The organism is Blautia sp. MSK.20.85 (assembly GCF_013317245.1).
GTDB lineage: Bacteria > Bacillota > Clostridia > Lachnospirales > Lachnospiraceae > Blautia_A.
In genome coordinates this window covers 125,219-138,207 of record NZ_JAAIUN010000004.1, presented here as the reverse complement: position 1 = coordinate 138,207, position 12,989 = coordinate 125,219, and the positions used below count along the sequence as shown (strand labels likewise).

The following is a 12,989-nucleotide window of genomic DNA, read 5'->3' as shown; positions in this document are numbered from 1 at the left end:
CCGTGCTGTCCCTTTTACCGCCTGCTTCCGGTTTCAAGCAATGCCTGAAGACCATAATACAGTGCCTTTTTTTCTACCGTATCCATTCTGCCCTTTGCGAGAAAATAGCCGATATAATCACCGATCAGCGTACCACTGTAGCGTTTATAAAGCTCTTCCAGATCATATGCAGGCCAGGACTCATCCACAACATCGGTAATATTACCCAGACTCTTTAATTTCTCCGGAATCAGCAGAAGATCCGGCGAACGCATTCCCTGCAGAATAATGCGGTAAATATTACGCCCTCCCCGGCGGAATATCTGAGATTTCACAGCCTCTTCCAGCGATATCTGTGTCGTCTCTTCATGAAGCGGCATCACAAGCTGCTGATAAGACCGGCAGGCAAAAGGTACAAATTCTGTGCGGATACGACCGTTTACTACCCGTCCCTCCATATATCCATGTTCTCCGGTATCATTTCTGTCTATCGGTTCCAGAGCTCCGGAAAAAGCAGCCTGATCGCGGATCAGGATCTGTGGCTTGTGAATGTGTCCCAGTGCCACATAATCAAAGCCTGCTGCTGCCAGGGAAGCTGCACTAAGCGGAATGTGTTTCTCATCTCCGCCATGTGCAAGAAGAATATGGATTCCCTCCTCCTGCACCGGTACCGCCTTGTCATACAGGCCTTCTCTGATCTCACGGTCGTAATAGCTGAGTCCATACACATAGACATCCAGCTCCGGGTCCTTGACACAGGTCAGTTCTCTGTTTTTGAAAAAAGTCACATTGGAATTCCACTCAAAAGTACGATAAAAAGAATCACGGCTGATAAAATCATGGTTTCCTGCCATAAGATACACTCTGGTATCCGGAATAGTAGAAAACAGATAATTCACTTCCTTAAGTTCTCTCATAAGCGGCTGACGGTGGAACAGATCTCCGGATATAAATAACAAATCCACCGGGTCTTCGCGGATACCCGCAATAACCCGGCGGAAAGTGCTCCAGATCTCTTCCTCCCGCTCTTTGCTCCATGGGCATCCCCTGTCAGGAACAGCTCCCAGATGCAAGTCTGCAAGATGAATAAATCTCATGATGTTCTCCCCTGTGTATCAGTTACACATAGTCAATACTTATTGTCAGTTCCTCTCTGAGGTCTGTGATCAAAGATCGCAGTTCTTTACAGTTCTCGGGAATGGAATTACGTCGCGGATGTTACCCATACCTGTAAGGTACATTACACATCTCTCAAAACCAAGACCAAATCCGGAATGACGTGTAGAACCATATTTACGGAGATCCAGATAGAAATCATAATCCTCCGGTTTCAGGCCAAGCTCGTCCATACGTGCTTTCAGCTTACCATAGTCATCCTCTCTCTGGCTTCCTCCGATAATCTCTCCGATTCCCGGTACCAGGCAATCCATAGCAGCAACAGTCTTTCCATCCTCATTGAGTTTCATATAGAAGGCTTTGATTTCCTTCGGATAATCGGTAACAAATACCGGTCTCTTATAAATCTGCTCTGTCAGATAGCGCTCATGCTCTGTCTGAAGATCGCATCCCCAGAATACCTTGTAATCAAATTTGTCGTTGTTCTTCTCAAGGATCTCAACAGCTTCTGTATAAGTTACATGTGCGAATTCAGAATTAAGCACATGGTTCAGTCTGTCAAGAAGCCCCTTGTCCACGAAGGAATTGAAGAAGTTCATTTCCTCCGGTGCATTCTCAAGAACGTAACGGATCACATATTTCAGCATAGCCTCCGCAAGTTCCATGTCATCCTGAAGATCCGCAAACGCACACTCCGGCTCGATCATCCAGAACTCAGCAGCATGACGGGTTGTATTGGAGTTCTCTGCACGGAAAGTCGGTCCGAATGTATAAATATTACGAAATGCCTGTGCAAAAGTCTCACCATTCAGCTGTCCACTTACGGTAAGATTGGTCTCCTTTCCAAAGAAATCCTGTGAATAATCAACCTTTCCGTCTTCTGTCATCGGCATATTCGCAGGATCCAGTGTCGTTACCTGGAACATCTCTCCGGCACCCTCACAGTCACTTCCTGTGATCAGTGGTGTATGCACATAAACAAATCCTCTTTCCTGGAAGAATTTATGGATTGCATATGCACAGAGAGAACGCACACGGAATACAGCCTGGAAGGTGTTTGTTCTCGGTCTTAAATGTGTCATGGTTCTTAAATACTCAAGGCTGTGACGTTTCTTCTGCAGCGGATAATCCGGTGCGGAGCTACCCTCTACAAATACCTCTGTCGCCTGGATTTCAAATGGCTGCTTTGCCTGTGGGGTAGCTACCAGTGTACCTTTTACAATGATGGCTGCTCCAACGTTCAGCTTGGAAACCTCTGCGAAATTCTCCATGTTATCATGATATACGATCTGAAGAGTTTCAAAAAAGCTTCCATCATGGAGTACGATGAATCCAAAAGCCTTGGAATCACGAACGCTTCGTACCCATCCGCCTACCGTGATCTCTTTATCAAGATACTGCTCACGGTTTCTGTAAATTTCTTTCACTGTTGTCAGTTCCATAATCTATACCTCATTCCTCATATTCAGGATTACACGTCCCTGCGGACCTCCAAATGTCCGTATCGAATTAAGTATAGACTATTCTTATGGTTCGTGCAAGGAGTAATTGCCCTGATACACAGAAAAATCCCGCATACCGGAAGCAGTCCGGTACACGGGATCATATGCATGATCAGTAGATTGATGCATCAATGCTTCCTGTGTTCAGATATGTGATACAGTAATAATAAATTCTCTTAAATGTTTTGGTCGTGTAATGCAGTCCGTCATCAGAAGCAGCATCCGTTCCGGAATAAGAGGAATTCGTTCCGTAGCCCTTCTTCATCAGTACACTGTAAGTATCAATATACTTATAATTCAGTGAAAGTCCGGAGCGGATCTTACTGTTAAACTCTCTTACCTGCGCTTCTGTACGTGCACCTTTTCCTGCTTTCGTGATCATAACACTGTTGATCGGATTGACAGACATGTAAAACAGTTTACAGTTTTTGCTCTTCAGTGTAGAAGCAATGTCGGACATATAACTGATGTAATTGCTGATGTTTGCCATGTCGTTGATGCCCAGATTGAAAACAACCGCAATCGGTTTGCTTCCTTTGGTTTTGTTGATTTCGTTTATAAGATGAGTATATCCTGTGCTCTGAAACCAGCTAAGTCCCTGTCCGGCTTTTGCAATAAAAGAAACATCGCTGGTCACGGAACTGCTTACCTGTTTATTCAGAGTTGCCTTCATTCCTGCAGTACGGGAATCTCCTACGAAGATCACCTTACTGTACTTCATTCCAATGGCAGGTTTTGACATATTTGCAGAACTGATATCTTTTTCCATTGTACGGTTGAACACCGTTGCATAAAGGGTCGTAGTCTTGCTTATTTTAACCAGCTCTCCGGCTTCATAATCCGGCGATGTTGCAGATCCTGTACGTCTGGTTTTTGACCATCCCATGAATGTATAACCCGTTGCATTGGAAGCTGACGGAAGCTTCAGGTATCCGTCTTTACCAAGTGTTACTGTTTTCCATACGCTTCCATTTGCTTTACAGAGATTCACACTTACAGACTGCATCTGTACTGCATAGTACTTGATATTTCCACTGATCTTAATCTTTGTTCCAGCCTTCTTTGCAGTGGATGTCTTTCCATTTACTGTCGTAGACCATCCAAGGTTCACATAGCCCGATCTGGATGGCACTGTCGGGAGAGTATAATAAGTGCCCTCTTCTACTTTTTTCCGAAGTTTCTGATATGTGGAATTACTGCTTCCATTTCCCAGATAAAAGCTTACTGTATAATACCTGCTTTTTCTGCGGACTGCGTACAGATTCATATCCCTGGTGACTTTTACACTTGCTCCGGCTTTATATACCACTTTGGTACTGCCTTTCTGTGTCGTCCACCCAAGATTCTGATATCCGACTGCCTTCGGAACACTTGGAAGCTTAATCGTGGTATTTAATGTTACGTTTCTTGTCAACGCTGTATATGTTTTGCTTTTGCTGGTACCTGAATTATTATTAAACTTCACAGTATAGACCATTTTGGCTGCCGATACTTTCTGGGAAGCTGCCGGCATTATGATCAGTGCTGCTGCGAAAAGTGCCAGCAAAAGCCACTTCATGTAAAAGGCTTTTCCGGTTCTTTCTGTTTTTTTCATTTAAACAAACTCCTTCTGAAATCCATATCCAGTCCCGGTGTGCCTCCTTTTTTACAGAGTGCTGATAAATCTCATAAATGCATCCCTGCCCTCTGGTGTGCATTTATAAACACCGGCATCCTCCAGAACATGAACAAATACATTGCCCACCTCTTTGCGGAGAACATCCTGAATATTATCTTTGTCAAGTTTCTCGTATTTCGGCAGAAATTCTGCAACCCATGCAGCATGTTTCTCGATCTTTTCATTAGAAGCGATATCCTTGCCGCTCAAAATATACTCTTCCAGAAGTTCCAGTTCTTCTTTCAGACGTGCCGGAAGAACGGCCAGGCCCATAACTTCAATGAGACCAATATTTTCCTTCTTGATGTGATGGTAACATGCATGTGGATGATAAACGCCAAGCGGATTCTCTTCTGTTGTAATATTGTTTCGAAGTGTCAGATCCAGCTCAAAAGTATCTCCCACCTTACGTGCGATCGGCGTGATGGTATTATGAGGCTCACCGTCTGTCTCTGCAAAAACAAATGCAGCTTCGTCTGTATAGCCTCTCCAGTTTTCCAGCACATGTGTCGCCAGATCGATCAGTCTCTTCTCATCTTTACTCCGGATACGCAAAACAGAAAGCGGCCATTTCACGATACCGGCTTCTACATCTTCATATCCTGGAATCGTCACATGCTTCTCGATCTCAGCCTTCGCCATGGCAAATGTATAATGTCCGCCCTGGAAGTGATCATGGCTCAGGATAGAACCACCAACGATCGGAAGATCCGCATTGGAGCCAAGAAAATAATGCGGAAACAGTTTTACAAAATCAAACAGCTTGATAAACGTGTTTCTCTCGATCTTCATAGGTGTATGTTTACTGTTAAATACAATACAGTGTTCATTGTAATAAACATATGGGGAATACTGAAAGCCCCACGGACTGTCATTGATCGTGATCGGGATAATTCTGTGATTTTCTCTTGCCGGATGATTTACTCTTCCTGCGTAACCTTCATTCTCCGGACAAAGCAGACATTTCGGGTAACTACTGGATTTCACAAGTTTGGCAGCTGCGATGGCTTTCGGATCTTTTTCCGGTTTGGAAAGGTTGATGGTGATATCGATCTTACCATATTCACTGTCTACTGTCCACTTCTGATCTTTTTTTACACGGTAGCGTCTGATATAGTTGCTGTCCTGACTCAGTTTATAAAAATAATCCGTTGCTTTCTCCGGATCTTCTTTATAAGCATCCCAGAATTCTTTCTGCACCTGCGCCGGACGCGGCATCAGACAGTTCATAAGTTTTGTATCGAAGAGATCTCTGTATACAACGCTGTCCTCAATAATCCCTCTCTTTACAGCTTCATCCAGAAGCTCATCGAGAGTCGCCTCAAGATCAATTTTAGCATACTCTGTCTCGGGTTCTGTATATTCACTTTCCCCAAAGGCATCCAGAAGAAGATTCGTCGCATAGATTCTTTCACATTCTGGTGTTATTCCTGTCTCCACTCCATACTGCACCAGTTTTTTGATACTTTCACTTAACATTACATTTTCCCCTTTCCTGTCGCGCTTTTTCCAAAAAAGGACAAATACACCTGTCCTTTTCTGATTTATGCCAAACGGGTCTTCCCGATTTGTCATCTCTGCTGTTACCCCACGGCTTTTATCCGGCCATTTATCTGCGTCACTCTGTAACGTTTTCTATATAGGTCAGGAATACATTTCCCGCACTTTCAAATAATGCTGTACTGTCATTCATTCCATATGGGCTTGTCTGTCCTGTAGACGGGTCATAAAGATACGTATTATATTCATCATAGCCTACGATCACAACGCTGGAATTCTCTCCGGTTTTGGCCACTACCGGCCTCTGGGCGCTGACCTCATAAAGGACATTATCAAGACTGCATCCGGTCAGATCGATCACAGTTCCTGTATCTCCCAGTCCATCCTGAAGTTCCTTCTTCTTCCAGTTAGCTGTCAGGATCGTATCCGGTACATCTTCTATATCCATCTGGATCTTTGTCTTTTTATTTCCACGTTCCCAGACATACTGCTGAGCACGGTTCAGGACAACTCCGGTCTGATTATCCGCACGTTTTACGGCTGCTGCCGGATCTGTATAAATCCGGTCAAGAGATCCATATGCATAAACATAATAAAGTTCTCCCTGCGGAACAGTCGTATCCAGTGTCACCGGTGAATCTTCTGTACTCTCGATCTTGGAATAAACAAGCAGCGGGCTGTCCGTCTCCGGCTTCCGGGTCATGGTCAGGCGGACCAGTGTTCCTGCGCGGTTTGTAGTGATCAGAGCCACATCTACCTGACTTCCGGATGCCTTTTTGTTATTCATGATATTATCTTTTTTCTGGACTGTATAAGTATTTCCTGATTTTGCGGAAAGCTCAAATTCCATCATGGTACTTCCAACCGTCACATTTGTGACATAAAGGCCATCCTGATGATATTCTTTCTTTACTTTACCCTTAAAGCTCTCAATGCGGAATGTACTGAGTCCTTCTGTTTCATGTCCGTTGGCATCTGTAAGAATATCCTCATCAGAAAGGATTCCATATACCAGATCTTCATTCATAAATCCCAGAGTTCTCAGTTTCTGCCCGCTTTCCGGCAGGAGATCTCTTGTTTTCAGTGAATCAAACTCGATTTCTCTGATCTTTCCTTTATCATCTCCGGAAGTGATCAGCCATGCCGCATGTGCCTTGGTCTCAGATACTACAAAATAATTCTGTTTAATACCATCTTCCAGGATCTCAGAAGTTCCTGTTTCAATATCTACCTGATACAGCTTCTGTGCAAAAAGAAGAAACAGCTGATTATTTTTGTTTACATAAGTAAGTGTTCCGAGATCTTCCTTCAGGAATTCGTAGGATTCTGTGCTCGGTATGAAAACCTTTTCTTCCACTACATTACGGTCACTGTTGTAATGATAAACACAGACTCCGCTGTATCCTTCATGAACACCACGGTTCATATAACCATAAAGTACAAAATCCACATCTCCACTGTCTGACACGCGGATGATCTTAATATCATGTTCCGTTCTCACATATCTGGAATCATTATTTTCATCTTTACGGAAACTGAAGATCCTTGTGATCTTACCGCTGGACGGTGCATAAGACCAGAGATCACCATCCTGCTCAAAAACAACGATCTTTCCATCACTGTTAGACGCATAGGTGACATTTTTATTTCGGATTCCCAGAAGAAGTCCCGCATCGGAAACAACCGTCTGAGAAGGATCAAAAACTTTTGTTGCAGAACGCTTGAAGTCCAACAGCATGATCCTGGTCTCCGTATAACGCATACGATAAAATTCCGTAACATCATAAATTTCTGTTTTATCCTCATCATCCTGTGCAGAAACCTGATAATTCAAAGTAATACTTGCGGTTGTTTCGTTGATATCATCGATCAAAGGCACACCTTCCATATACATTTTGGGTGAAAGTGATCCCCAGCTGATATTGGAAAGGCCTGAAGAGATGGTAATATTATTGAAATTGGTTCCACTGGTCGTATCTTCTGCCTCCAGATATCCCGTCAGAGTATCTGCCTGCTCTTTATCCAGACATTTGGAGGAAAAATCTTTTACAAACTGCAAATACGCCTCTGTATTTAACTGCGTTCTGGAAACAACTCTTGTATAGTAATAAACTTCCCCCTCGCTGGTATCCAGCGTGATCTGAAGAGAATATTCCTGGTTCATACGAAGATCACTGCCAATTTCGATCTCTGTACTTAAATATCCGTTTTCTTCTTTGGTAAGATTCTTGATCTTACGGTTCTCCATAACCTTGCTTCCATCTGAAGTACGCACCTCATACGCAAGGCCTGTTACTGTATCTGTGTATGGATTGATCTCAAATGTCAGCTTTTTCGTCGTATCCAGAGGTGTAATACTGCCTCGCATGAAATCGGTCTGCATCTGCTGCCTGTATCCATACATTTTATTTGCCTGTGTACTTCCCAACTTTACCATAACTTCCGGAAGCGTGGCGTCATTCATATCTGAACGGTTATCCGTAGACTGACTGTTCATCAGAAGTGATGTACAGGCCACTACTGCTACGAAGATCACCAGAAGTATAGCTCCTTTACGTAGGATCTTTTTCATGTCATTCTCCCTTCTGTGAGATCGACTCTTCCGGATAAAGAAGCCTGTCCAGTGTAGGATTTACATGAAGCGCCTTCATGGAATCCGCAAAACTTTCTCTGTTCTTTTTCTTTCCGGTTTTTACTGCGCGGATCAGGATATTCTTTGGTGTATGCTCCATATCAATAAACTCAAGAAGCTGTGTCTCATAGCCTTTACTTTCCAGAAGCTCTGCCCGCAGGCCATCTGTGATCAGCGCAGCCATACGTTCTTTCAAAATTCCGTAACGCATGATCGGCTGCAGCATTTCATTTTTGATCTGGCGGTTCAGTTCATGCTGGCAGCATGGAACAGACAGGATCACCTGTGCCCCCCATTCCACGGCTTTCGCCAGGGCAAAATCTGTTGCTGTATCACAGGCATGAAGTGTCACCACCATATCTACGGAAGAAACTCCTTCATAGCCGGCAATATCTCCCTGATAGAAATGCAGTTTATCATACCCATAAGATCTGGCAAGCTCGCTGCAGTGTCGGATCACATCTTCTTTAAGATCAAGGCCTATGATGTTCACATCAAAACCCTCAAGCTCTCTGAGATAATAATACATCGCAAATGTAAGATAGGACTTTCCACAGCCAAAATCCAGGATTGTAATCTCCCGGTCTTTCGGAAGTTTGGGAAGAATATCCCGAATAAATTCCAGAAAACGGTTGATCTGCCTGAATTTATCATATCGGGAAGCAACAATCTTTCCATCTTTTGTCATAACTCCCAGATCCACCAGAAACGGAGCTGCGGTTCCCTCTTTCAGAATATACTGTTTCACACGGTTATGCGGTGCGATTTTTACACTTTCATTCTGAACAGCTTTATGATTTTTTGTTTTGATCGTTGCCTTGCCTTTTTTGCTTATGAGGATGCTTCCATCCTGGCTGCGTCCGATTACCTGAAGCTGACGGAATTCTTCCATTGCCTGCTCCAGATAATCGATAATCTCTTCCCTTGAATAATTTTTATGGTAAACCTTCGTTCCCTCTGTCACAGACGCCTGGTAACAAAGTTTCCCTTTCAGTTCCACAGGACGAAGCTTCACCTTGGAAGGTCCCTCACCAGTCCTGCGGCCACTTACAACAGCCTGGATCAGCTGTTCATTGATCTGTTCTTCTAAAAATTCCCTTATTGTCTTCATCATACTTCCATTATATTCATTTTCGTTTTTCTTGTATATGGACAGATGTTGGAGGAACCTGTCATTCATATTCTGTCATTACTGTTATCGCGGAAAATACTGTCGACATCTCCGGCGTCGGCATCTTCTCCGGGAAATTTCCTGATATACCAATACCTGGATAAGATCATCCAGAAATCCGCCCGGCATTTCCTGGGCACTGGCATCTTTGGTCATCTCATCTTTCACCAGACTGCAGATATGATACAGCATAAAACGATCCGGATACTCGTCATACAGGCGGCTTCCCTCATAGTCCAGAAGCTGACACTGCATTTCCGCCTTCTCCTGGATCTTTCTGGCTGTATCTGGGTAATAGGATTTCATCAGGTCAAACTCTCTCTCCTGTTCCCGCTCCTCATTATAAAAAACAGGATTTCCCTGTGCAGCATAAAACGGATAAAAGTCTCGATAAAGCATAATCGCTGCTGTCCTCTCTCTGCTATCTCTTACAGTATATGCAGAAAAGATATGACGGTTCCCCTGTTTCTGCAATTATGCCATGCGTTTCAGCATTCCCTGAGTCAGGCGCACGCTATGCTCAATGGCAAGTTTCTCAAATGCCGGATAATCCATGTTTGCGCTGTTATCAGCCTTGTCAGAAATCGCTCTGATGATCAGGAACGGGATTCCGTTAAGAGCTGCTGCCTGTCCGATCGCCGCACCCTCCATCTCAACTGCATATGCGCTGAACTCTTTTACAATGTTGTCCTTTACACCCTGATCACATACAAACTGGTCTCCAGAAGCAATTCTTCCTTCAAAAACCTGGATCTCCGGATTCACTTCCTCGCATACATCACGGGCGATCTTACGAAGACCCTCATCTGCCTGGAAAGAAAATTCTTTCATCTGAGGAATCTGTCCCTTCGGATATCCAAATCCTGTAGCATCCATATCATGATGAAGAACATCTGTAGAAAGTACGATATCTCCGATATTGATGTCGTTATTCAGGCTTCCTGCAATACCGGTATTGATCACAGCTTCCACCTGAAAAAGATCTGCCAGGATCTGGGTACACATACCTGCATTTACTTTACCGATTCCGGACTGCACTACAACAACTTTCTTTCCTTCCAGAACTCCCTCATAAAAGTCCATGTTTGCTCTTGTAGTGATGGACACATCTTCCATCACTTCTTTCAGTCTTGCAACTTCCTGTTCCATTGCGCCTATAATTCCAACACATTTCATGATCTGTAAGTCCTCTCTTTCAATATAATATCCTGCTGAATTTTCATTTTTCTTCTGTTCAACAGTACTTTTTCTTTTTCTACAACGTTCATTATAACAAATTTTATTTTTTATGGAAACTTTTTTTAAGAGATGATATAATCGGTAGATATGATACTGCTCTCCGGTACAAAACCATATAGATATTCTCTGTACCGGACGGCAAATAAATACAGGAGGAATTTTTATGACATATAAAACAAAAGGTGTCTGTGCTCAGGGAATTGAGTTCGAGATCGACGACAATAAGAAAGTACACAATATTAAATTTACAGGTGGATGCTCCGGAAATACACAGGGCGTTGCACATCTTGCAGAAGGAATGGATGCTGATGAAGTGATCAGCCGCCTGGAAGGTATCCGCTGTGGTTTCAAACCAACTTCATGTCCGGATCAGCTTGCAAAGGCAATCCGTCAGGCATTAAACGAAGGCTGATCTGTAAGATCAATCGCCACCCTGCAGAATCTTTTTTCTGCAGGGTGTTTTTTATATTTGTTTCTTCTGTCAGATATCTGTTCTGTCCCATTTATCACACAATGACTGGATATCTCTTGCAAAACGGTCCAGATCTTTGTTTGGGCAGCCTTCATTCTTACGGATAATCGTCATCAGGCGGCGTCCCATAGCCAGAAGCTTCTCATATGCACGGGCGGCTTTGGTCGTTTTGGGTGAAGCAGTGGCTTTCACAATGCGGATACCAACAGCTTCGTGGATACATTTGTTCTCCAGAAGATCATATTCTGTTCCGCTGAACGGCGCCGTTGCGTCATATCCCAGCTCTTCTTTCAGTCTCTGGGCAAAAACCTCCGTTACCGTATCATCTCCGTGAGTAACAAAGACATGCTTCGGCTTCGTTTCAAATGCTCTTGCCCAGTTCAGAAGGCCATTTACATCTGCATGACCACTGATTCCGGGCATTCTGCTGATTTCCGCTGCAACCTGCACCGTCTCTCCAAACAGTTTCATCTCTGTGGCCCCTTCCAGAAGTGCCCGGCCAGGGGTTCCTATCGCCTGATATCCAACAAAAAGAATGGTATTTCTTGGATCCCACAGATTATGTTTCAGATGATGTTTGATACGTCCGGCATCACACATACCGCTGGCAGAAATGATCACCTTGCAGTCTTCATCGAAATTAATCGCTCTGGAATCATCGGTAGTAACGGATGTCTTCAAGCCCGGGAATGACAGTGGATTGATTCCTTTGTTCAAAAGATCCATTGCTTCTTCATCGTAGCAGGTATAGGCATTTTCACTGAAAATCGTAGTTGCCTCATTGGCAAGAGGACTGTCTACATACACAGTAAAGCCATCATGCCCGTGAACAAGCCCCTGTTCTTTGATCTGACGGATAAAATACAGCATTTCCTGCGTACGGCCCACAGCAAAGGATGGAATCACCAGATTACCGCCTCTGTCAAAAGTTTTCTGAATGATTTCCGCAAGCATGACTGGATAATCCGGTCGTTCTCCATGACTTCTGTCTCCATAAGTAGACTCCATCACAACATAATCTGCCTCTTTAATATATACAGGATCCTTGATCAGAGGCTGATTAAGATTTCCGATGTCTCCGGAAAATACGATTTTCTCTTTCTTATCATCTTCGGTAAGCCAGATTTCAATACTGCTTGATCCCAGGAGATGTCCCGCATCCACAAAACGAACCTCGATTCCTTCAGCAGGTTTGATAATTTTATCGTATGGACATCTGACAAAGTTTCGAAGAACACCCATTGCGTCTTCCATCGTATATGCAGGAATAAATTCCGGTTTTCCTTCTCTGCGCCCCTTACGATTTCTCCATTCAGCCTCAAACATCTGGATATGTGCGCTGTCACGGAGCATGATATCACAGAGATTACAGGTTGCTTCTGTAGCGTAGATTGGTCCCTGATAGCCTTTTGCATATAATGCCGGAAGATTACCGGAATGATCCATATGAGCATGTGTCAGGAGCACAAAGTCCAGGTCACCCGGAGCTACCGGTAACTCTTTATTCTCGTAATAATCTGGTCCCTGCTCCATTCCATAATCCACCAGAAACTTCCGCCCTGCTGCTTCCAGATAATAGCAGCTTCCGGTCACTTCGTGTGTTGCACCGATAAATGTTATCTTCATGCACAAGCCCCCTTTTCCGCTCTGCTATATGTTCATAAACGCAATCGACTTACGTTTAAGCAGAAATAATCGACTTTCTGTTTATTAACAGTTTT

The 12,989-nt window shown here is 43.8% G+C and carries 10 protein-coding genes; 1 reads left to right on the top strand and 9 read right to left on the bottom strand.

From position 1 onward, the window contains the following. Positions 1-14: 14 nt before the first annotated feature. The 8 genes from G5B12_RS03735 to G5B12_RS03700 form a co-directional block, all read right to left on the bottom strand. Positions 15-1,076, bottom strand: coding sequence for a metallophosphoesterase family protein (locus tag G5B12_RS03735; protein ID WP_021977382.1), 1,062 nt, complete (start codon positions 1,074-1,076; stop codon positions 15-17). Positions 1,077-1,145: 69 nt separating this feature from the next. Beyond that, the gene (gene asnS, locus G5B12_RS03730) at positions 1,146-2,537 is read right to left on the bottom strand and encodes an asparagine--tRNA ligase (RefSeq protein WP_021977381.1); all 1,392 of its coding nucleotides are present in this window, start codon (positions 2,535-2,537) and stop codon (positions 1,146-1,148) included. A gap of 172 nt (positions 2,538-2,709) precedes the next feature. Next, positions 2,710-4,191: an InlB B-repeat-containing protein gene (locus G5B12_RS03725; RefSeq protein WP_174087762.1), complete on the bottom strand. Its 1,482-nt coding sequence runs from the start codon at positions 4,189-4,191 to the stop codon at positions 2,710-2,712. A 51-nt stretch (positions 4,192-4,242) separates the two neighbouring features. Continuing rightward, on the bottom strand, positions 4,243-5,733 hold the full coding sequence (gene galT, locus G5B12_RS03720; protein ID WP_118062406.1) for a UDP-glucose--hexose-1-phosphate uridylyltransferase: 1,491 nt from the start codon (positions 5,731-5,733) through the stop codon (positions 4,243-4,245). Between the two features lie 139 nt (positions 5,734-5,872). After that, the gene (locus G5B12_RS03715; protein ID WP_174087761.1) at positions 5,873-8,326 is read right to left on the bottom strand and encodes a hypothetical protein; all 2,454 of its coding nucleotides are present in this window, start codon (positions 8,324-8,326) and stop codon (positions 5,873-5,875) included. Position 8,327: 1 nt separating this feature from the next. Then, positions 8,328-9,497, bottom strand: coding sequence for a class I SAM-dependent methyltransferase (locus G5B12_RS03710; RefSeq protein ID WP_021977376.1), 1,170 nt, complete (start codon positions 9,495-9,497; stop codon positions 8,328-8,330). Positions 9,498-9,581: 84 nt separating this feature from the next. Continuing rightward, a complete protein-coding gene (locus G5B12_RS03705) occupies positions 9,582-9,956 on the bottom strand; it encodes a hypothetical protein (RefSeq protein ID WP_118062370.1) in 375 nt (124 codons plus the stop codon). Positions 9,957-10,031: 75 nt separating this feature from the next. After that, on the bottom strand, positions 10,032-10,733 hold the full coding sequence (locus tag G5B12_RS03700) for a 5'-methylthioadenosine/adenosylhomocysteine nucleosidase (protein ID WP_021977374.1): 702 nt from the start codon (positions 10,731-10,733) through the stop codon (positions 10,032-10,034). A 226-nt stretch (positions 10,734-10,959) separates the two neighbouring features. On the opposite strand from G5B12_RS03700, the gene G5B12_RS03695 reads away from it, so the two are divergent. Then, positions 10,960-11,208, top strand: a complete 249-nt coding sequence (locus tag G5B12_RS03695) for a TIGR03905 family TSCPD domain-containing protein (protein ID WP_021977373.1) — start codon at positions 10,960-10,962, stop codon at positions 11,206-11,208. A 69-nt stretch (positions 11,209-11,277) separates the two neighbouring features. On the opposite strand, the gene G5B12_RS03690 is transcribed toward G5B12_RS03695, so the two are convergent. Further along, entirely contained in the window at positions 11,278-12,894 is a 1,617-nt protein-coding gene (locus G5B12_RS03690; RefSeq protein WP_174087760.1) for an MBL fold metallo-hydrolase RNA specificity domain-containing protein, read from the bottom strand. Positions 12,895-12,989: the final 95 nt, after the last annotated feature.